Origin of the sequence: Roseovarius sp. MMSF_3359, assembly GCF_030733385.1 — a bacterium.
In the GTDB taxonomy this organism is placed as follows: Bacteria; Pseudomonadota; Alphaproteobacteria; order Rhodobacterales; family Rhodobacteraceae; genus Roseovarius.
The window spans coordinates 418,641-439,043 of the sequence record NZ_JASHJC010000001.1 but is presented as its reverse complement, the minus strand read 5'-3'; the positions used below and the strand labels follow the sequence as shown (position 1 = coordinate 439,043).

The following is a 20,403-nucleotide window of genomic DNA, read 5'->3' as shown; positions in this document are numbered from 1 at the left end:
AGATATCTAGACCTGGTCGCCATCAGAGGCCGGAAGCTGCGGCAAGCCCGTGTCCCGCTGCGCCGTCATGGTCCGGTACTTCGCATGGGTTACTTTCGGCCCAAGCCGAATTGTGATAAATTTGATAGCTAAAGCGGCCGAGAACGACAGAAATCGGAACATGGACGATAAAGACCTTCAGATATTGAAACTGGTCCAGGGCAATGCCCGCCTGACCGCGGATGCCCTCAGCGCCGAGGTGGGCCTGTCTCCGCCCGCGGTTCAGAAACGGCTCAAGAAACTGCGTGACACCGGTGTCATCGAAAGCGAAATCGCGGTGCTGTCTCCCGACAAGATCGGCCGGGACATGACCGTCATCGTGCAGGTGGTTCTGGAGCGCGAAAACCGGATGTACCTGGACGCGTTCAAACGCAAGATGCGGGACGCGCCGGCGGTGCAGCAGTGTTACTACACCACAGGTGAGGCGGATTTCATCCTCGTGGTCGTGGTCAAGAACATCAAGGAATACGAGGAATTCACCCAGGCCTATTTCTTTGACCAGTCAAATGTCAGCCGGTTTACCTCCAACGTGGTCATGGACAGGGTGAAGGTCTCGCTCGACATCTTGTAGGATCAGAGCAGGCGCAGGATCAGCACCACAAAAATGATGGGCACCAGCAGCGCGTGCGTCACATGGTCAAACCAGTTGCTGCTGCCCCAGCCCGTCACCCACAAAGCCTGCCCAGCGACGGCCACAACGGGGATGAATAGATTACCGGTTATCGCGCCATAGGCGCAAAGGACCAGAACCATCACCGCCACCGGGATCGGCGCATATCCGTATCGGTAAAGATCGACGGGGATCACGCCCATGGAGGTCGCGATGAAGCCCATGTAGAGCGTGACGAAGATCAGGAGTTCGACCGTGCCGAACGGGACGATCGGGACACCTGCGCCTGCTGCGGCGTGGCGCAGCGCCAGAAGGGGCAGCACGATGCCGATGGGGCCAAGCAAAGCAACGAAACCCCGGATCGCAATGGTATCGCGGAAGACCAGAACCGTCAGCGCCCCGACCAGAGCGCCCGCCACCAGCGCCACCGGCACCGACGCGAAAAGCCCTGTCAACGCATAGACCACCCAGCCCAGCAATACGGCGACCGAGGCATATGTCAGCGCCCCGATCATTGCGCCGCCACCCAAGGCTCATTGAAGAGATGCGCGCGAATGCCGCGCTTCGTGCTGTGCGAATAGGTCAGAAGGATATCGCCCGACGGCAAGCGGCGCAGCATGGGATAACGCGCGTCGCCTGCGTCATCGCGGAGCCGGTGGATCATCCGCCAGCTATTGCCGCCATCCTCCGACAAGGACATGCGCAATTCGTGGCGCCTTTCCGCATCGTCATTCATCACCGCCAGGATACGGTCGCCCCCGAGCGATAGCGCCGCGACCGGGGCGCTCGAATTCGCGACGTCCGTGGGGGTGACCTCGGACCAGGTCTGGCCGCCATCATTGGTTCGACTGATCCAGAGTTTCCAACTGGGGTCGAAATCCCGCAGGAAGGCGACGGCGCGGGTGGTGTCCAGCGGCACGATCATCGGCTGGATCGCCTTGACGCCTTTCGCGGGCATCCGGCGGGTGTCAATGACACGCCCCTGCGCGTCCATCCGTGCCAGCAAGGCATAGGCGCTGCCCATCTCGAAATAGGCGGGCAAGCCATGACTGCCATCCTCGTATTCAACCATCGGCGACTTCACCAGGTGTGACCGGTTAAGAAGCGGCGAGAGGTTCAGCTTGCGCGCCGAGGCGGGTCCATCCGGCCCCATGCGCACACCGGCGACCGAGGCCATCGCCCAACCGCCAACCGAGACCACGGTGGCGTAAAGCGCATTCTCTGCCGCCTCGTTCTGGATCGTGTTGCCCAGGGTCACGACCAGTTGCTGCGGCTCGAAGGCGGACCCCAATGAGGCGCGCGTCGCGTACGGTGCGGGCTCGGTGGCCTGCCATGTCTCTCCGGCCCGGGAGAAATGCGCCGCATGGATATCCACATCGGCCTGCGCCTCTTCGGAACCCTCGAACCAGACGATGGAAAATCGCCCCTCTTCCTGCACGATGCCCGGCGAATGCGCCTGTCCCTCGGGCGCGGTATAGTCGAAAATCGTCTCGAACCGCGGGGCGGCGTTCGTTGTTGCGACCTCTGCCACCGCAAACCGCCAGTTCAAGGGCTGCTGCCGGGTGATCGCAACGGCGCTGAGGCCGAGGCTCAGAAGGGCGAGGGCAAGGATGACGAGTTGCATCGCGTCAGGCAACCTTGAGGACGATCTTGCCGATATGACCGCTGCTTTCCATCCGGGTATGGGCATCGGCGGCATCGGCCATGGCAAACTCGCTGTCCATCACCGGTTTCACACGGCCCGCCTCCAGCAGGGGCCAGACCTCGGACCGTAGCGCCTCGGCAATGGCCGCCTTGGCCAGATCGCTTTGCGGGCGCAAGGTACTGCCGGTGATGATGAGGCGACGCATCATCACCTGCGCGAAGTTCAACGCGACCTTGGGGCCTTGCAGGAAAGCGATCTGCACCAGCCGGCCTTCGTCCGCGAGGCTCTTCACGTTGCGCGGCAGGTAGTCGCCGCCGACCATGTCGAGGATCAGGTTGGCACCTCCCTCGGCACGCATCACCTCGACGAAATCGCCTTCGCGGTAGTTGATCGCCTGTTCCGCACCCAGATCACGGCACACCGCGCATTTTTCGTCCGACCCGGCGGTGGTGAAAACCCGCGCGCCGAAGGCATGGGCCAGTTGGATCGCGGTGGTGCCGATGCCGCTTGAGCCGCCATGCACGAGAAACCGCTCCCCGGCTTTCAGGCCGCCGCGCATGAAGACATTGGACCAGACGGTAAAGAAGGTCTCCGGCAGGCAGGCCGCCTGATCGAGCGGCATGCCCGCGGGGATCGGCAGGCAATGGGCCGCGGGGGTGGCCACGTATTCCGCATAACCGCCACCGGGCAACAGCGCGCAAACCTGGTCGCCGACGCGCCATCCATTCGCCCCCTCGCCGACGGCGACGATCTCTCCCGCGCCCTCCAGCCCCGGCAGATCGCTGGCCGTCGGCGGCGGCGCATAAAGCCCGGCGCGTTGCAGCGCATCGGGGCGGTTCACACCCGCATAGGCCAGCCGGATCACGACCTCTCCGACATTCGGGGCCGGCACCGGGCGCTGGGTCATCTGCAACACCTCCGGCCCGCCGGCTTGGGTGATTTCGACGGCATTCATGGTTTGGCTCATGCCCTGCTCCTTGACTATTGCGGTCCGTTCCAGCGGCCCGGCATTCCGGTCTGCTGCCCCGGTTGCGGCGCCCGTATCTTGCCCAGAAACGCCAGCGGCCCGGCCATCAACGTGCTGGCCAGCTTGTTCTCGCGAAACTGCGCTTTGACTTTCTCGATCTGCATCACGTCCCCGATCCGGCGGTCGAGGAATTCCCATGTCGCCTGGTGGTCCGGGCTGTCATCGCCCAGCCAATAGAGCACCGTGGTACTGTAGACCCCCGACAGCGTCATGCGCTTGGTGTACCAGTTGATGTCATTCGACGTGTCCCCCAACGCCACCCAAATCCGGTCGCAGGTGGCCCAGACCGCCTGCGCACCCTCCGGTGCATAGATCGGAAGCGAAAAGAGCGCCATGCCCCGGCGCACCAACTCCTTATCATCAACCGCCTCAAGTCGTGCGCGCACGGCAAAGGCCACCCGGTCACGGAACTTCATTTCATCAAGATCGGCCGCTTCGATGGCTTCCAGCATCGCCGCATCGCCCGCCTCGTGATAGGCCAGTGCCAAATCGACTGCCCCGCGCGGACAGACCGCCCGGGCGAGGCCCGGCTCGATTCCGGCATCGTCTATGGCGGCGCGAAACATCGCCTCGCTCCAGCCGTCAAAAGGCACATGATTCCTTGCGGCTTCGAGCAGTTTGGCCTTGATTTCAGGGTCTGACATCATGTTCTCCATCGCTTGGCGCCACCCTAGACAAAACAAATGCGCTTTGCTATACGGCCACTTCCTGCAAACTCTTGCAACTTTAACTTAGGAAGGTGGTGACACCACATGCAGGTTAGTGTTCGCGACAACAATGTCGATCAGGCGCTTCGTGCCCTGAAGAAAAAGCTGCAGCGCGAAGGCGTTTTTCGTGAAATGAAGCTCAAGCAACATTTCGAGAAACCGTCCGAGAAAAAAGCGCGCGAGAAAGCTGAAGCGATCCGCCGTGCCCGTAAACTGGCACGCAAGAAAGCCCAGCGTGAAGGTCTGCTTTAAGACCTCGATCGTAGCTTTTCAGCACTGAAAACGAGATGACCCCCGAGGCCTTGCCACGGGGGTTTGTCGTTTTAGACGGCCGCGCTTTCAGGAAATACCTGCATTGAGCCCATCTCTACAGATGCTGCGGATTGCGTGAATGTCGGCTTTTTTGATTCTGTCCGACGGTGTGACAAAACAAACTTGGTTTTGAAAATGATTAACGGCAAGAGACTTTATCGACTATTCGGTCAGCAGTCATTTTAGGGCAAACCAATAATTGTTAACATGAGCCCACGCAGTCGGACGACTTGTGATTGCCGTAGGGTTCAACGGTCGCGATCCGTCGTTGCGTTCAGCTCCAAACCCATTTGAAGGCGATCGGAATTCGGGCTAACGTTTCCCTTGTTGCATCTGACTTTGGCGTGAATACTCGGTTTCCATCGGTATGATAGATTATCTTGTTGAAACAGTTTCCAACGCATCTTCGATCACCATCGGCTTGGCATGTGGTGCATTTTTGCTATCGATTTCGGCATGGGCCGAAAAAGAGGCGAATGATGAGATCAAGTCGCGTCTAATCGACCGCATTGAGGAGTTTGTCAAGTTTTCCAGTGTATCTGATGTTAGAGATATTGTTTCATCGGCATTCGACGCCATATTTGGGTCACGATCTCTCTCAATTCGATTTATTTCGTCATCAGTTATACTCACAACCGCTTGGTTGGGGATCATCAGCCTTTTCGTCGCCGCCTACTGGCATTCGATCGGCGAATTGAATGAAACCGAGACCCTTCTCTTTGTAGTCAGAGATATTGTCACTCTCAATGCCGGAGCACAGTACTGGGTGCTTGTACCCATTCTGGTGGTTAATTACTTCGGGGACCTGATTTCGATTATTTTTACTCGCACACTTCTATCTTATATCACTGGTGCGCTTACTTTATTTTTACTTCTGCTCGTTGATGTTTTTGCCAGCTTATTGATCTACTTGGCAAGCTTTAACAGCGTTACGGCGGCCTATGGGTTGAGAACTATTTGGGGTTTCGACGAGATTGTGGGAGTTTTGCTTCTGAGAGACGCCGATGCTGCTCCGGAACTTCTTCTTTCCACGTTCAGTACAACCTTTTGGTTTCTTGCTATAGCGTTAGGGTTGCTAATTCTGCATCTCTCCAAGAAATTCTACAAATTCCACAACTATAAGAAACGACCGTTTTTCTTTATTGGATATCTATCGACGATTCCGGCGTTTCTAGTTGGCGTACTAGTTGCTTCGATTTTTTGAAACGGCTCAGATATTGACCTTCGATACTCAACCCAAGCAATTTTGAAGGCTTGGCCCTTGGTTGAGCGCCAAGCTCAGCGGACATTGGCGCAGCCGCAGCGAAAGCTAACTAAGTCCGCAGAGCAGAAATCTGGATATTTCGCTGCCAACTTTCGATGCGCTCATAAAATGCATTACGTACCCTGAGCGGTCACGCGATTCACTCGTAGAAAGACGCTGCGCCTACTCCTCGCACTTAGGACGCTCTAAACCCGGTTTGCCGCCTGTTTCGGCGGGTTGGCGAACCGGTCCAACCGGATATCAGCCGAACGGGCGTGTCCCTCCATTCTCTCAGCCCTGCTGAGGCTGGCGGTGACGCGCGCGAGGTCTGGCAGCGTCCGGTCATCGACCTCCTGCCATGTGACCGTTTTGAGGAACTTGTGGACGCTAAGCCCCCCGGTGTATCGCGCCGCCCCGGACGTGGGCAGCACATGGTTCGGACCCGCGGCCTTGTCGCCAAAAGCAACGGTGGTCTTTTCACCCAGGAAGAGCGACCCATAGGCCCGCAGACGCTCCCGCCACCATGGCAGGTCCGCCGCCTGAACATGCAGATGTTCGGGCGCCTTTTCATCGGCGAATTTCGCCATGTCCTCGGCCGTATCGCAAAGGACGACCTCCCCAAGGTCGGCCCATGCGGTTGTGGCGGCGCTCCGGTTTGGCTCGGGCAGTTCGGCGATCATCGAGGGGATACGCGCCATCACCTGATCGGCCAGAGGTCTGTGAGTGGTGGCAAGCCAAACCGGTGAATTTGCGCCATGCTCGGCCTGCCCCACCAGGTCGATCGCAACGGTTTCAACATCCGCCGTATGATCGGCCAAAACAAGGCTGTCGGTCGGACCGGCGAACATGTCGATGCCGATGGGGCCAAATAGCTGCCGCTTGGCTTCGGCCACATAGGCGTTGCCCGGCCCCACCAGGATATCCGCCGCGGGCGCCCCGAACATGCCAAAGGCCATTGCCGCAACACCCTGCACCCCGCCAATGGTCAGGATCCGCGTCGCCCCCGCCAAATCCATCGCATAGAGCATCGCTGCCGGGATACCCTCGGCCCCATTGGGCGGCGAGCAGGCGGTGATATCGCCAACACCTGCCTCGCGCGCCGTGCCGATCGACATCAAGGCCGACGCGATATGGGTGTAGCGCCCGCCCGGAACATAACATCCGGCGGCGGAAAGCGGGATCTGACGTTGCCCGGCGATCAAGCCCGGGCGCAGTTCGACCTGCATGTCCTGCGCGGTGGCGCGCTGCGCGGCGGCAAAGCGCGAGATGTTGTCATGCGCCCAGCGGATATCGTCCTTGAGCGATTGCGGAACAGCGGCCACGGCCGCGTCGATCTGGTCACGGGTCACCGTGATCTCGTCCTCCCAACCATCGAGTTGCCGGGCATATTCTAGCGCCACCTGCCCACCGCCCGTACGCAGACGCGCCAACATCATCTGCACGGTATCGACGATATCCGCGGCGGTTTGCGGCTCCTGGCCGGGGGCGGTCTTCAGAAATGTGACGGGCATCTGGAGCTCTCCTTCACGCCACAGATGCGCCCATTGCCACGCTCCGGCAAGAAAATCCCGCCTGGGTCGTCGTGTTTTTTCAGCCGCTGAAACCGGGCTTCGGGAATCCCGAAAACCTGCCCTATGTCGTCGCCGCCAGGCCCCGGGCCGCCACCTCGATCAGGTCAAGCGCCCCGTCGAAATCGCGCGTGTAATAGGGATCTGGCACATGATCCATGCCGCATTCCGGGGCAAAATCAGTGAACAGGCGCACCGACGTCGTGTTCCCCGCCGGGCGGAGGGTCTCGATATCCGCGATGTTGGTATCGTCCATGCCCAGGATCATATCGAACCGGTCGAAATCCCCAGCCTCGAACTGTCGCGCCCTGAGATCCGAAAGGTCGTAGCCCCGCGCCAACGCCGCCGCCTGCATCGGGCCATAGGGCGGTTTGCCCACATGCCATCCCGCCGTCCCCGCACTATCGGTTTCGGCCCCGGTCCCAAGCGCGTGAAACACGCCCTCCGCCGCGGGTGAACGGCAGATATTGCCAAGGCAGACAAAGAGAATTCGACTGGTCATGCGGTGCTCCTTTGGGCAGAAGAGTAGGACAAGGAGGCAGCATGGAAAAGATCGTTATCCTCACCGGCGCCGGGATTTCCGCCGAAAGCGGGTTGAGCACGTTTCGCGATGCGGGCGGCATCTGGGCAGAGCATGCGGTCGAGGATGTAGCAACGCCGGAGGCATTCGAGCGCAATCCTGGCCTAGTGCATGCCTTCTACAACGCGCGACGGGAAAAAGCCGCCGGTGTGTCACCCAATCCCGCGCACAGGGCGCTTGCCCGACTGGAGCGTGAACATGCCGGCGAGGTGGTGCTCGTCACGCAAAATGTCGACGGGCTGCATGAGGCCGCAGGCTCGCAAAACGTCATCCATATGCATGGCGCTCTGAACGGGGCACTCTGCTCTGCCTGCGGCCATCGCTGGCCTGCACCCGACCAAATGCAGACCGAAGATCCCTGCCCCGCCTGTGCCGCGCCGTCAACGCGCCCCGATATCGTCTGGTTCGGTGAAATGCCCTACGAGATGGAGGCGATCTGGCAGCATCTCGAAGAGGCAGACATCTTTGCCGCCATCGGCACATCGGGCAATGTCTACCCGGCGGCGGCCTTCGGCCAGCATGCCGGGCGCGCGGGCGCCCATACGGTCGAGTTGAACCTGGAACCCTCGGTCAACGTCCGCGACTTCGCCGAACTCCGCCATGGCCGCGCCAGCGAAATCGTCCCGGCCTGGGTCGAGGAGTTGCTTACCCCCCAAACGTGAAACAGCCCCGCCAAAAAGGCAGGGCTGCATCAAATCTGATAAAGGCAAATGGCTTAGGCGCTTGCCGCCTGGGCCTTCGCGATCTCTTTCTTGACCTTCAGCGCATTCGCCGAAAGCTCGGTGTCTTTCGCCTTGGCAAGATAAGCGTCCAGACCACCGCGATGGTCCACACTGCGCAGTGCCGCTGCCGAAATCCGCAGCTTGATACCGCGCTTCAGGGTTTCCGATTGCAGGGTCACATCATTCAGGTTCGGCAGATACCGACGACGTGTTTTGTTGTTGGCGTGGCTGGAGTTGTTGCCAACCATCGGGCCTTTTCCGGTCAGTTCGCAGCGGCGCGACATGGGGTCATCCTCTTCCAGGGTCCGGGGCCCATACGGCCCTTTTCAATACAAACGGGCGCGTGCAAAAAGCAGCGCCCCGAATTCCGTTTGCGGTCTTTAGGCCCAAAGCCCCGGGCCGTCAAGGGATTCGTCCCGATTTTGGCGGAACTTGAGGCCACCAGAACCACCATCCCCGAACGCCGCTATTCCTAGGCGACATCAGCCACCGCGCCCTACCCGAGGAGACGGGCCGGAGGGCCGTCGACGAGATATCCGGCGTGCGCGCCAGCGCACTCCTTTAAACAGCCCTTAGTCCCACCAGGGACCGTGATGTTTACCTTCTTCACCCAATCGCTCAAACCCGTGGTGGCCAAAGAAATCCCGCTGTGCCTGAATGATATTGGCCGTGCCATAGCCCTGCCGCATGGTATCATACCAGCTCAACGCCGCCGCCATCGCCGGTACCGCATGCCCCCCAGACACCGCCGCGCCCACGACCTGACGCAGCGCCGGAACGCACGCCGCCAGGACGCCCGCGAATTGCGGCGCAAGAATGAGCTGCCCCTCCGGCAGGTCCCCGGAAAATGCCTCGGAGATATCGTCAAGCAGCGCCGAGCGGATGATGCACCCCGCCCGCCAGATCTCGGCGATACGCCCATAATCCAATCCCCAGTCATACTCATCCGACGCCGCCGACAGCAGGCGAAACCCCTGCGCATATCCCAGGATTCGCACCGCCAGAAACGCGTCCGCAAGAAGCGCCTCATCGAGATCCAGCGCCAGCCGGTCACCGCCCAGAACAGCCTCCGACGCCACACGTGCCGCCTTTTCCGACGACCAACTACGCGCCCCGACCGCGGCTTCGATCATGTTGGCAGATTGACCCAGCCGAACAGCTTCAACCACCGTCCACCGGCCCGTCCCCTTCTGACCCGCCGCATCCTTGATCACGTCCACCATCGGATGCCCGGTTGCCGGATCGTCGTATTGCAGGACCTTCCCGGTGATCTCGACCAGATAAGATTTGAGCCGCCCCTGATCCCAGCGGGCAAACATCTGACCGATCTCTACCGGGGTTCGTGCCACGCCATTGCGCAGCAAACCATAGATTTCGGCGATCACCTGCATCTCGGCATATTCGATGCCGTTATGCACGGTCTTGACGAAATGCCCGGCCCCGTCCGGCCCCAGGTGGTCGACGCAGGGCGCCCCCTCGAAACGCGCGGCAATGGCCGTCAGCACGTCCCGAAGCTGGGTCCAGCTATGCCCGGTGCCGCCCACCATCATCGACGGGCCATGACGCGCACCTGCTTCCCCGCCCGACACACCCATGCCCACGAAATGTATATCCTTCTCGGCCAATGCGGCGGAGCGTGCGCGGGTCTGGTGGAAATCCGCATTGCCCCCGTCGATGATCGTATCCCCCGGCGCCAAGAGGGGCGCGATGGCCTCGATCATCAGATCCATCGGCCTTCCGGACGGGATCATGAACAGGATCACCCGCGGCGTGACCAATCCGGCCACGAAATCCTCAAGCGTCTCATGGGGGTGCAGGTTTCCGGCCAGCTCTCCGGCCTCGGCCATGAAATCATCAATCCAGGCTGTTTCACGGTTTGTCACAGCAACCCGGAAGCCCTTTTCCGCCATGTTGAGCGCCAGGGCACTGCCCATGGTCCCCAGCCCGTACACCCCGATCTGCGCCTTTGTCATGGAAGTTCCTGCCGCCTGTTCTGCTTTGGTCAGGCTAGGGTGTGTCGTAGGATTTGCAAGGCCAAGAAATCCAAAACCCGCGAAGGCATTTGCCCAAACAGGTCCTGCCAGAGCACGCCATCGCCAGCGGAGTTACGCGCAAATCCCGGCCGCGGTTTGGAGGGGATCCCGATTTCAGGTAAACTGCACCTCGATTTATTCAGGATGCTTTCAGTATGTATTTTCTTTCAAACCTCAAAGGGCAGGTATGTTGCCGCTATGGGTGATCCTCGGTATCGGCGGCGTCTTATTTTCGGTTTTCGGAACCCTGATCGACAAGTTCCTGCTGGAACGGTACTTTAACAGCGATGACCACAGCGGCCCCGGCGCGCTCATTATTTTTTCATCGCTTTTCTCGATCGTGATCGCGATTCTGGTGATCGCCTTCAGGTATGACGCCATCGACTTTGGCCGGAACGCGGCAGTGGTGGGCCTGCTGGCCGGGGCGCTTTATGGCGTGTGGCTGCTGATGTACCTGCATGCCATGACGCGCGCAGATGTTTCCAAGGTGGCACCCCTTTTCCAGACGGTGCCGATTTTCGGCCTTGTCTTCGGAGCGATCATCCTTGGCGAATTTCTGACACCAAAACAGATGCTTGCCGGTGCGATCATCATCACCGGCGCGATCATTCTGATGTATCAGCGCGCAAATGGCCGAATGGGCCTCGACATGGTGACACTGGGGCTGATGCTGGGGGCGTCGTGCTTTGTCGCGATCACCCAGGTCGTTTTCAAAGTGGTCGCGATCGACGCCAACTACTGGACCGCCGCCTTCTGGCAAAGCATCGGGTACACGGGCTTCGGCATTGGCCTCTATGCGTTTTCAGCCGGATACAGGCAGCAATTCCTCTACCTCTTCGGCAGGCGGCGCTCCCACATCGTGGGGGTCAGCATCGCCAACGAGATCTTCGACAATATCGGCGATCTGGTCACGCTCGCGGCGGTCGTGCTGGGACCCGTGGCACTGGTGCAGTCACTGGGCGCGTATGAACCCATGCTGATCTTCCTGCTCTGCCTGCTGCTCATGCGGCTGTGGCCAAGATACTTCCACGAAGAGGTCTCAACCACGGCGCTCATGCAGAAATCCTGCGGCATCGCCGTGATCTTCGTGGGCAGTATCGTGCTCTACTCAACCATCTGAGGGCGGTCAGACCCCCAGGCACCAGCGCATCACGGCCTTTTGCGCATGCAGCCGGTTTTCGGCCTCGTCAAAGATGACCGAGTTCGGCCCGTCCATGACCGACGAGGTCGCCTCTTCCTCCCGGTGCGCGGGCAGGCAGTGCATGAAAAGAGCGTCGGGTTTGGCATGGGCCATAAGCTCATCATTGACCTGATAAGGACGCAGCATGTTATGGCGGCGCTCCTTGGCGGACTGGCTGTCATGCATGCTGACCCAGGTGTCGGTCACCACCAGGTCCGCCCCCTCAACCGCTTTGAACGGGTCACGCTCAATGGTCACGGTGCTGCCGGATTTGCGGGCCAGGCCCACGAACTCATCCTCGGGGTCAAGCTGCGCCGGGCCGGTGAAGGTCAGATCAAACCCGAATTGCCCCGCCGCATGCAGAAACGACGCGCAGACATTGTTGCCATCGCCGGACCAGACGACCTTTTTGCCCGCAATCGGGCCACGATGTTCCTCGTAGGTCATGACATCCGCCATGATCTGGCAGGGATGGGTGCGGTCGGTCAGGCCGTTGATGACAGGCACATCGGCATATTCCGACATTTCCATCAACACGGTCTCATCGAAGGTCCGGATCATGATGAGATCGACATAACGGCTGAGCACCCGCGCCGTATCGGCAATGGTCTCACCATGGCCCAACTGCATATCGGTCCCAGACAACACCATGGTCGTACCGCCCATCTGCCGCACGCCCACGTCAAAACTTACCCGCGTCCGGGTGGAGGGTTTTTCAAAAATCAGCGCAACCACATGCCCGGCGAGCGGCAGGTCGTCATCGGGCGCCCCATGCGGGCGGCCAAGACGGGCGGTTTTCATGCTCTGAGCCTTGTCGATGATCGACCGAAGCTCTTCGGGCGGGGTTTTGTGGATATCTAGAAAATGGTTCATGTCACTGTCGCTTTATGTCTGGTGCGGGTTTGGGCCCTTTTGTCCCGCCGCCGGTGGCGGCCCCCGTACGTGTCTTTGAATACTTTTGGAACGATGGAAATCAGGCGGTTTCCGTCTCGGCCTTCCTGACCACCTGGGCCGCAGCGCCCAGGCGTTGCACGGCCTCCGCGACCTCATCGTCAGAGATGTTAAGCGGCGGCAGCAGGCGGATGACATTATCGGCCGCAGGCACCGTAATGACCTCCTCTCCATATGCCGCATTGACCACGTCGAGGTTCGAAGCCACACATTTCAGGCCCAGCATCAGACCGGCCCCGCGCACCTCTTCGAATACCTCCGGGTGATCTGCCACCAGCCCTTCGAGCTTCTGCCGCAGCAGGCCCGCTTTGCGGTTCACCTCGGCCAGGAAAGCCGGGTCAGCCACGATATCCATGACCGCACAGCCAATGGCGCAAGCCAGGGGATTGCCGCCATAGGTCGATCCGTGGGTGCCCGCGATCATGCCGCTAGCCGCGTGCTCGGTGGCCAAGACCGCGCCCAATGGGAAGCCCCCGCCGATGCCCTTGGCCACCATCATGATGTCCGGATCCACACCGGCCCATTCATGGGCAAAGAGGCGCCCGGTGCGGCCCACGCCACATTGCACCTCGTCAAAGATCAGCAGAAGGCCGTGTTCGTCGCAGAGATCGCGCAGACCCTTGAGGCACTGATCGGGTAGCGGACGAATGCCGCCCTCCCCCTGCACCGGCTCGACCAGGATTGCGGCGGTCTTGTCGGTGATCGCCGCGGCAACCGCATCGTGATCGTCCCACGGCAGGTGCACGAAACCCGGCAGCAGCGGCCCAAATCCCTTGGTCATCTTCTCCGACCCGGCGGCGGCGATCCCGGCGGCGGAACGGCCATGGAAAGAACCATCGAAGGTGATGATCTCGACCCGCTCAGGCTGCCCCGCGTCGTGGAAATGCTTGCGCGCCATCTTGACCGCCAATTCGCAGCTTTCGGTGCCGGAATTGGTAAAAAACACCGTATCAGCGAAGGTATGCGCCACCAGCTTGTCGGCCAGCGCCTCCTGCTGCGGGATGTGATAGAGGTTCGACGTATGCCAAAGCGCGTTGCCCTGTTCGGTCAGCGCCTTGACCAGTGCCGGATGCGCATGCCCCAGGGCATTCACTGCGATCCCCGCGCCCAGATCCAGAAAACGTCGCCCGTCCTGCTCGATCAGCCAGCTACCCTCACCTTTGACAAAGGTCAGAGCGGCACGGTTATAGGTCGGCAAAATAGACGGGATCATGGGTCAAATCCTTTTGATTCAGGAAGGCCGAAGAGTTGCCCGAGGGCTGCGGCCAAGTCAATGATATCTGGGGGTCGGGGCGCCAGTTGGCGCGAGATCAAACGAAGGCGGGACGTCAGGCGCGGATGCGTCGGCGTCGGCTCTGTGCGTATGTCTGGCGTTTGATCATGCCGCTCCCTTAACGTGAAATCTGCGCGACGGGAAGCAAAATCTTGTCGCCTCACCTGCTGCGCACGGGAAAGCCCGCAATCGGCCTCCTGTTGCCGGTTCTTCGCCTCAAGCCCCTACAAGGGTGGCGTTAACGATTGCGGCACTGCCCCCATTTCATCGACAAATTTTCGCCGATTTGATCATTTATCCAGGTTTGGCTGCCTCATGACCCAAACGACTAACATACACCATCGCGTGGCGATCATGGTTGACGGGGACACGATCGTTCCCGAGCATTCTGCATGGATCCTGCAGGAGGGCCAACGCCTTGGGCAGATTGCCTTGGCGCGGACCTATGGCGACATGTCGGCCAAATCGGGCTGGCGGGACGCCGACGGGGTCGAGGCGGTGCATTCCGACGCCGCCATGCTTCTCATCGCGATAGACGCGGTCGAATTCGCACTCACGGACGTATTTGACACGATCATCCTCGCCACGGATGCGCGGGACATGTCACATCTGGCACGGCGCCTGCGCGGGTACGGGATGCAGGTTGTCGGCCTTGGTGGGCCCGATGGGCCATCGGCCTTTCGCGACATGTGTACCGTGTTCAAACAATTGCCTGCGCAGGCAGGTTGAACAGGCAGTGGCCGTAAAGGCCAGACGCATTCCGGTCGATTGAGGGTTGCGGCGCCCTCGAAACCCGGCCAAGTCTGGCCGCATGTTCACACCCCAGGATCAGAACCCGGCCCTTGCGGCATCGCTGACGCTTCTCGCAGCGGCCTTTGCGGCAGGCACGATGCTTTTGGCCAAGGCTCTGGGAACCGGTGTGCTTGGCCCCGAACTGCCCGCATTACAGGTCAGCTTTGGCCGATTTCTCTTTGCGCTCATAAACATCGGTACCTTCGTGATCCTGACCCGGCCGAGTTTTTCTCGGCCGCATTACCGGATGCACGCGGCGCGATCCGCCCTGGGTTGGGGCGGGGTGACGCTGATGTTTGCCGCCGCCGCGTTCATCCCGCTTGCCGATGCCACCGCGATCAGCTTTCTCAACCCGGTTTTCGCAATGATCCTCGCCATTCCGCTCCTCGGTGAAAAGGTCGGCCCGGTGCGTTGGAGTGCGGCGCTCATCGCCCTTGCGGGGGCGGCCATCCTGACGCGACCCGGCGGCGGCGCGGTCGAGTTCGGCGCGCTTCTGGCCCTTGGCTCGGCGGTTTTGCTCGGCTGCGAAGTGATCTTGATCAAGCGCCTCTCGGGGCGTGAAGCGCCGGTGCAGATCCTGCTGGTCAACAACGCCATCGGCCTGTGTATCGCGGCTTTTGCAGCAAGTTTTGTCTGGGTCTGGCCCTCGCCCGTGCAATGGGCGACGCTGGCTGGCATCGGTGTGCTGATGGCCGGGGCGCAGGCCTGTTTCGTAAACGCGATGGCCCGCGCAGATGCCAGTTTCGTGGCACCGTTTTTCTATGCCGTTCTGGTCTTCTCGGCGGCTTATGACTGGGCCGTGTTCGGTGTCTGGCCCGACCACATCTCGCTTATCGGTTCCGCCATCATCCTGAGCGGTGCCGGGTTGCTTGCCTGGCGCGAGGCGCGGCTGTCACAGAACGGTCAGGCCTTGAGCCGATAACCGCGCGCAAACATCACCCAGGCCGCCAGTCCGACCGCGAATGTTGATCCCGCGACAATGACGAGCCCCAGCAGGGGCGCGCTGTCCGAGACACCGATCATGCCATAGCGCATCCCGTCAATCAGGTAGAAGATCGGGTTGAAATGGGTGATCTGGCGCAGGACTGGTGGCAGGGCCTCTACCGAGTAGAAGGTGCCAGAGAGAAACGCCAGGGGGGTCACGATGAAGTTGGTGATCGCCGCCATCTGATCGAACTTGTTGGCAAAGATTCCGGCGACCATGCCCAACGCTCCGAGAAAAGCCGACCCCAGGATCACGTAGCAGAGCGCCCAAAACGGATACTGCACCCCGATGCCGAGAAAAACGTAGAGCCCCGCCGCAATGGCCACGGCCACCATCAGCCCGCGCCCGATGCCGCCCGCCAGGTAGCCCAGCACCATTTCCGCGGGCGACAGCGGCGGCATCAGCGTGTCGACGATATTGCCCTGCACCTTGGCGATCACGATCGACGACGAGGTGTTGGCAAAAGCATTCTGGATCACCGTCATCATCAAGATACCCGGCGCCAGGAAGGTCATGAAATCCACGCCCATCACGTCGCCCCGCCGTGGCCCGATGGCGATGGTGAAGATCATCAGGAAAAGCCCCGCTGTGACCAGCGGCGCCAGTAAGGTCTGCGTCCAGACAGCCATGAACCGCTGCACCTCGCGGCTGGCCAGCGTTGCCAGCCCCAGCCAATTGACCCGCCCAAAGCGGCGCGTGCCCATATCAAACCCGTTCGCCATCAGAAATGCCCGTTCATTCGCCGATTCGGTCCCTTGTAACTCAGCCGTGAGTGACTAGAATAGGGCGTCGATGGATTTTTACAGGGCGGTGCCGCATCAGGCCCGCCTTTTGAGATAAGGAACAGGGCATGTCCTGGAGCGATGAGCGCGTAGAGCTGCTGAAAAAGATGTGGGGCGAGGGCCAGTCGGCCAGCCAGATCGCCAAGGAACTGGGCGGTGTCACCCGCAATGCGGTGATCGGCAAGGTCCACCGGTTGGGCCTGTCGAACCGCAATGGTGGCGGCTCGGACAAGTCCGACGCCAAGGCCAAGACCGCGGCGAAGACGGCGAAACCCAAGGCCGCGCCCAAACCCGCACCCAAACCGCAACCCAAGACCGAATCCGCCGCCCCGCCGCCACAACCGGTCACGCGGATCAAACCGATCATCCCCGCCGGGCAGCCCCTGCCGCCGCAACCCTCGACCAACGAAATCGACCCGGCCGCGCTGGCCAAGGTCAACGAGGTCGAGAAGAAGGCCAAGAAGCTGACCCTGATGGAGTTGACCGAACGCACCTGCAAATGGCCGGTGGGTGATCCGGCGACGCCGGATTTCTGGTTCTGTGGTCTGCCGGTACAGGCCGGTAAACCCTATTGCGAAGCCCATGTCGGCGTCGCGTTCCAGCCGATGAGCTCGCGCCGCGACCGGCGCAGGTAAGGCCCGGCGCTGCATTCGGGTCGTCCGCTTAGACCACAGGTTACGGATACGCATGATTTGACGCACCCGTAGTCCTCTTTATGAGATCTGGCCAGATTAACGCGATGGCAGGTTTGATCATAAAGCGGACATCGCCCCCGCCCGGAATTAAGGCCGCAGGCCGCCGCGCGATCGCCAGACCGCCCGCAAGGGCTCGCGATTTGGCGGGGTCGTGCACCGATCAGAGGTATTCCGAACTTGGCAAAGATAAAGTGCCACAGAGTCCGGTCGATCGCCACCCCGCGGTCTGGCCATCGCGCGGCTTGTTCGTGGATGTCCGCTTCGTCCGCAAACCGGCCATGGCTCGGACAGCACCGTTCCTGTTAATCACGATCCGGATTGCTTCGACGGTCATGCATTGCGGTAGCCGATGGCAGCCCGCGCCTGTTGTTCCAGCCAATTGACCATCTGCTTGTAGGGGACGGGCCCGTAGCTGATCCGCGACGCGCCGAGTTCGGCCAGTCGAGCCGGGCCCGGCACATGTGGCAAGGCGATAATGTTCACCGGCAAACTGCAATCAGCGCATAGGCGCCCGATCATTGCCTCATCCGCCAGACCCGGCGCGAAAAACCCGCTGGCCCCGGCGGCGGCATAGGCCTCTGCGCGGGCAAGTGCGTCGTCCAGCTTCGCCTCGGTGTGGGTGTCCGGCTTGGTCTTGAGGAAGATATCCGTCCGGGCATTGATGAAAACGTCCGACGTGACCGCATCTACCGCCTCGCGGATGGCCAAAATCCGGGCGGCCTGATCGGCAATCTCGTAAAGCCCCTCGCCGCCCACGATCTGATCCTCGACGTTGAAACCAACGGCGCCTGCACGAATGGTCTCGGCTGCGGTTTCGGCCACCTCGGCGGGAGCGACACCATAGCCACCTTCGATATCGGCTGTGACGGGCAGGTCAACGGCCTCGACAATGCGCCGCAGGTTATCAAGCATCATCGCGCGGGGGATTTTCTGCCCGTCGGCAAACCCATGCGCCATCGCGACGGGTGCGCTTCCGGTGGCGATGGCTTTGGCCCCGGCGGCGGCCACGGCCCGGGCGCTCCCCGGATCCCAGATGTTGTAAAGGATCACCGGATCGGATTTGACGTGCAGCGCGGCGAAAGCCTTTGTTTTGTCGAGAATCGTCATCGGCATCTCCTTTTGTGATGACTATTCCTAATCCCCGCGCGGTCACCGCGAAAAGGGCCAAGGCGACAATTCAAGCGAACGTGAAAACGGGTTTGACCGCGGCCCTCAGTCGAAGAGTTTGAACAGCTCGCGCGCGGCATCCTTTTCGAGCTTTTTGCGCAGCGCATCTTCGGCGGATTGTCCTTCTTCGGCCTGAATACCAAGCTCCTTCTGAAGAAGTTTGTTGGCCTCCTGTTTGGCCTTCTTCTTCAACTTCTTCTTCTCTTCCTTCAGGTTGAGATCAATCGCCTTTTCCAGGTCAGGCGTGAAACGCGGGCTGGACCAGGGGCCATGTATACGCACCGGAATGGCAAGCCCGCGTGTGTTTTCGCCAGCCAGAAGCGAGGGCGTGAACGTATAGTCGATATCCTGATTGCCGAGACCAATGCGCCCCTGCCCCGTGGCCTTGGCCAGCGGCATGGACATGGCCAAATCGTTGTTGAACATCTGGCCCTTGTCCATCGCGAAACTGGCGCTGAGGCTGTCGAACACCGTTGTGCCGCCGGTGCCATTGCCCGACCGCATGAGCTTGTCGAGGTCAAAGCCGCTGATATGGCCATTGCCGGTGCGCACCGAAGCATTGCCGCTGAGGCTTTTCATGATCGCATCCACCGATTGCCCCACGCCCAGGAATTTCAGCCGCGCTGTCCCGGTGGTGGAAAAACGATTGATCCCCGCCGCATCGGTCAGCAGAGATTTCATGTCGATCCCCTTGGCGGCCATGTTCCCGCCCACCGACAGGCCATTGCGGTTGTTGGCCACGAATTCGCCGGTCACGGTGCCGCCATAGCCCTGCAACTCGCGCAGGCCGAAAACGGCGCGGGAATTGTCGATCGTGGCGAGGATCCGCGTGGTGCCAAAATTGAACGTCCCGAAATCGAGCTTGTCTGCGACCAGTGCCACCTCACCATCGACGAGGGCCAAGGCGCTGGCGTCGATCCTGTCCTTGGACCAGCCGCTTTGAACCGCCGTACCGGTGGACTGCCCGCCTCCGCTGCCGCCACCGCCCGGCGTACTGTTACCACTGGCCAGTTCCGAGAAATCAAGCGCGCCGGCCCTGAGTTGCGCATTGATCTTCGGCTTGTCACCGCCAATGGCGATATCGGCGGCCACACTCATGTTGTTGTGATCGAGCTGCACGGTGCCGTCGCGCAGGGTCACGCGCAAATCCTGCGTGAAAGTCACGTCGCCCCCGGCCTTCAGCGCACGGCCCAGCCCCTTGGGTATCTCCACCCCTGCAAGGCCCAGGGACGCCAGGAACTTGGCTGTATCCTTCAGATCCGCATCAAGCCTGCCGGTCAGCTCCGGTTTCGTATCGCCGCGGCCTTGAAACTCCAATGTGCCGCCCGGCGCTGTCACCGAGGCGGACATGTCGGAAATTCCACCCTCGATGAACTTGGCAACGGTGCCCAATTGCCCGGAGATATCGACATCCTGCCCCGCCGGACGCAGCGTCGCCTCGAATGTCGCCTCGCCCTGATAGGCGGGCCACCGCAGATCAAAGTCGGAATTGGGCAGCGTCGTGCGCTGCCCGCTGGCGTGGTCGATATAGGTCAGGGTCGCGCCGGTGATCAAAGCTCGGTCGAGCGTGAGCGCCAGGGCGCGCGATGTCGCCGGGCTGCCGGGTTCGGCGGTTCCCGAAGGCGCCACGCCTTCGACACCCAGTTCCCAGTTCACCCGCCCATCGGCGGCCCGTTCCAGCAGGATCGTCGGGTTCACCGCCTCGAGCCCGGTGATGCGGATATCGCCGCCCCAGATGACCGACGGATCAACCCCCACCTTGAAACTGTCGGCGCTAAACATCGGTCCCGCATCGGACCAATCCGCATTGGCCACCGTAACCCGGCCCGTGCTTATGCCGAGAACGGGATAGAAACTCAGCGTTGTTTCGCCGCTCATCTCGACCTGGCGACCGGTCATCGCATTGATCTGATCCGCGGCGATCTTGGCGATCCGATCACCCGGCAGGAAAAACAGCGCCCCCAAAAGGACGGCGATGATAACCACCAGCAAGCCGATCAGGCGAATGATCCATTTCATGCGACGCTCCCACACCTCTTATGATTGAAATGTAGGCCGCGACCGGCTGCGCAACAACCGCTTTCCCCTTCCC

Annotated in this window: 21 protein-coding genes; 8 read left to right on the top strand and 13 right to left on the bottom strand. The window is 61.0% G+C overall.

Translation table 11 applies throughout. From position 1 onward, the window contains the following. The first annotated feature begins 160 nt into the window (after nt 1–160). A complete protein-coding gene (locus tag RBB29_RS02245; RefSeq protein WP_306113520.1) occupies nt 161–610 on the top strand; it encodes an Lrp/AsnC family transcriptional regulator in 450 nt (149 codons plus the stop codon). 2 nt (nt 611–612) lie between these two features. Here RBB29_RS02245 and RBB29_RS02240 read toward each other — a convergent pair whose 3' ends face one another. Genes RBB29_RS02240 through RBB29_RS02225 form a run of 4 tightly spaced genes read right to left on the bottom strand, consistent with a single transcriptional unit; the run spans nt 613 to nt 3,965 of the window. Further along, nucleotides 613–1,164, bottom strand: coding sequence for a hypothetical protein (locus tag RBB29_RS02240; protein ID WP_306113519.1), 552 nt, complete (start codon nt 1,162–1,164; stop codon nt 613–615). Continuing rightward, nucleotides 1,161–2,273: an exo-alpha-sialidase gene (locus tag RBB29_RS02235; RefSeq protein ID WP_306113518.1), complete on the bottom strand. Its 1,113-nt coding sequence runs from the start codon at nt 2,271–2,273 to the stop codon at nt 1,161–1,163. The genes RBB29_RS02240 and RBB29_RS02235 overlap by 4 nt, the downstream gene beginning before the upstream one ends. Nucleotides 2,274–2,277: 4 nt before the next feature. Further along, a complete protein-coding gene (locus RBB29_RS02230) occupies nt 2,278–3,261 on the bottom strand; it encodes an NAD(P)H-quinone oxidoreductase (RefSeq protein ID WP_306113517.1) in 984 nt (327 codons plus the stop codon). A gap of 14 nt (nt 3,262–3,275) precedes the next feature. Beyond that, nucleotides 3,276–3,965: a COQ9 family protein gene (locus RBB29_RS02225; RefSeq protein WP_306113516.1), complete on the bottom strand. Its 690-nt coding sequence runs from the start codon at nt 3,963–3,965 to the stop codon at nt 3,276–3,278. Nucleotides 3,966–4,073: 108 nt separating this feature from the next. On the opposite strand from RBB29_RS02225, the gene rpsU reads away from it, so the two are divergent. Both rpsU and RBB29_RS02215 read left to right on the top strand, forming a co-directional pair. After that, the gene (gene rpsU / locus RBB29_RS02220; protein WP_005614280.1) at nt 4,074–4,280 is read left to right on the top strand and encodes a 30S ribosomal protein S21; all 207 of its coding nucleotides are present in this window, start codon (nt 4,074–4,076) and stop codon (nt 4,278–4,280) included. 427 nt (nt 4,281–4,707) lie between these two features. Next, a complete protein-coding gene (locus RBB29_RS02215; RefSeq protein ID WP_306113515.1) occupies nt 4,708–5,544 on the top strand; it encodes a hypothetical protein in 837 nt (278 codons plus the stop codon). Between the two features lie 245 nt (nt 5,545–5,789). On the opposite strand, the gene hisD is transcribed toward RBB29_RS02215, so the two are convergent. Together hisD and RBB29_RS02205 are read right to left on the bottom strand one after the other, a co-directional pair. Then, a complete protein-coding gene (gene hisD, locus RBB29_RS02210; protein WP_306113514.1) occupies nt 5,790–7,094 on the bottom strand; it encodes a histidinol dehydrogenase in 1,305 nt (434 codons plus the stop codon). Between the two features lie 121 nt (nt 7,095–7,215). Beyond that, a complete protein-coding gene (locus tag RBB29_RS02205) occupies nt 7,216–7,653 on the bottom strand; it encodes a low molecular weight protein-tyrosine-phosphatase (RefSeq protein ID WP_306113513.1) in 438 nt (145 codons plus the stop codon). A gap of 41 nt (nt 7,654–7,694) precedes the next feature. Here RBB29_RS02205 and RBB29_RS02200 point away from each other — a divergent pair, with 41 nt between their 5' ends. Further along, nucleotides 7,695–8,393: an NAD-dependent deacylase gene (locus tag RBB29_RS02200; RefSeq protein ID WP_306113512.1), complete on the top strand. Its 699-nt coding sequence runs from the start codon at nt 7,695–7,697 to the stop codon at nt 8,391–8,393. A 53-nt stretch (nt 8,394–8,446) separates the two neighbouring features. Here the strand turns inward: RBB29_RS02200 and rpmB are convergent, their stop codons facing one another. Together rpmB and gndA are read right to left on the bottom strand one after the other, a co-directional pair. Beyond that, nucleotides 8,447–8,737: a 50S ribosomal protein L28 gene (gene rpmB / locus RBB29_RS02195; RefSeq protein WP_306113511.1), complete on the bottom strand. Its 291-nt coding sequence runs from the start codon at nt 8,735–8,737 to the stop codon at nt 8,447–8,449. Nucleotides 8,738–9,025: 288 nt separating this feature from the next. Beyond that, nucleotides 9,026–10,426: an NADP-dependent phosphogluconate dehydrogenase gene (gene gndA, locus RBB29_RS02190; protein WP_306113510.1), complete on the bottom strand. Its 1,401-nt coding sequence runs from the start codon at nt 10,424–10,426 to the stop codon at nt 9,026–9,028. Nucleotides 10,427–10,673: 247 nt separating this feature from the next. Here gndA and RBB29_RS02185 point away from each other — a divergent pair, with 247 nt between their 5' ends. Further along, complete coding sequence (locus RBB29_RS02185; protein ID WP_306113509.1) at nt 10,674–11,606, top strand: EamA family transporter; 933 nt, start codon at nt 10,674–10,676, stop codon at nt 11,604–11,606. 6 nt (nt 11,607–11,612) lie between these two features. Here the strand turns inward: RBB29_RS02185 and argF are convergent, their stop codons facing one another. After that, nucleotides 11,613–12,539 (bottom strand): ornithine carbamoyltransferase, encoded by a 927-nt coding sequence (gene argF, locus RBB29_RS02180; protein WP_306113508.1) that lies wholly within the window; start codon nt 12,537–12,539, stop codon nt 11,613–11,615. 100 nt (nt 12,540–12,639) lie between these two features. Beyond that, a complete protein-coding gene (locus RBB29_RS02175) occupies nt 12,640–13,830 on the bottom strand; it encodes an aspartate aminotransferase family protein (protein WP_306113507.1) in 1,191 nt (396 codons plus the stop codon). Nucleotides 13,831–14,205: 375 nt separating this feature from the next. Between RBB29_RS02175 and RBB29_RS02170 the strand changes: the two genes are divergently transcribed. Both RBB29_RS02170 and RBB29_RS02165 read left to right on the top strand, forming a co-directional pair. Next, nucleotides 14,206–14,619: an NYN domain-containing protein gene (locus tag RBB29_RS02170; RefSeq protein WP_306113506.1), complete on the top strand. Its 414-nt coding sequence runs from the start codon at nt 14,206–14,208 to the stop codon at nt 14,617–14,619. Nucleotides 14,620–14,701: 82 nt separating this feature from the next. Then, the gene (locus tag RBB29_RS02165; RefSeq protein ID WP_306113505.1) at nt 14,702–15,604 is read left to right on the top strand and encodes a DMT family transporter; all 903 of its coding nucleotides are present in this window, start codon (nt 14,702–14,704) and stop codon (nt 15,602–15,604) included. On the opposite strand, the gene RBB29_RS02160 is transcribed toward RBB29_RS02165, so the two are convergent. Further along, nucleotides 15,586–16,389, bottom strand: a complete 804-nt coding sequence (locus RBB29_RS02160) for an ABC transporter permease (RefSeq protein WP_306113504.1) — start codon at nt 16,387–16,389, stop codon at nt 15,586–15,588. The genes RBB29_RS02165 and RBB29_RS02160 overlap by 19 nt on opposite strands. Before the next feature lie 128 nt (nt 16,390–16,517). On the opposite strand from RBB29_RS02160, the gene RBB29_RS02155 reads away from it, so the two are divergent. Continuing rightward, nucleotides 16,518–17,084, top strand: coding sequence for a GcrA family cell cycle regulator (locus RBB29_RS02155; protein ID WP_306113503.1), 567 nt, complete (start codon nt 16,518–16,520; stop codon nt 17,082–17,084). Between the two features lie 390 nt (nt 17,085–17,474). On the opposite strand, the gene RBB29_RS02150 is transcribed toward RBB29_RS02155, so the two are convergent. After that, nucleotides 17,475–18,251, bottom strand: coding sequence for an isocitrate lyase/phosphoenolpyruvate mutase family protein (locus tag RBB29_RS02150; RefSeq protein ID WP_306113502.1), 777 nt, complete (start codon nt 18,249–18,251; stop codon nt 17,475–17,477). 105 nt (nt 18,252–18,356) lie between these two features. Next, nucleotides 18,357–20,330 carry an AsmA family protein gene (locus RBB29_RS02145; protein ID WP_306113501.1) on the bottom strand — a complete coding sequence of 658 codons (1,974 nt, stop codon included), beginning with the start codon at nt 20,328–20,330 and terminating at the stop codon, nt 18,357–18,359. Nucleotides 20,331–20,403: the final 73 nt, after the last annotated feature.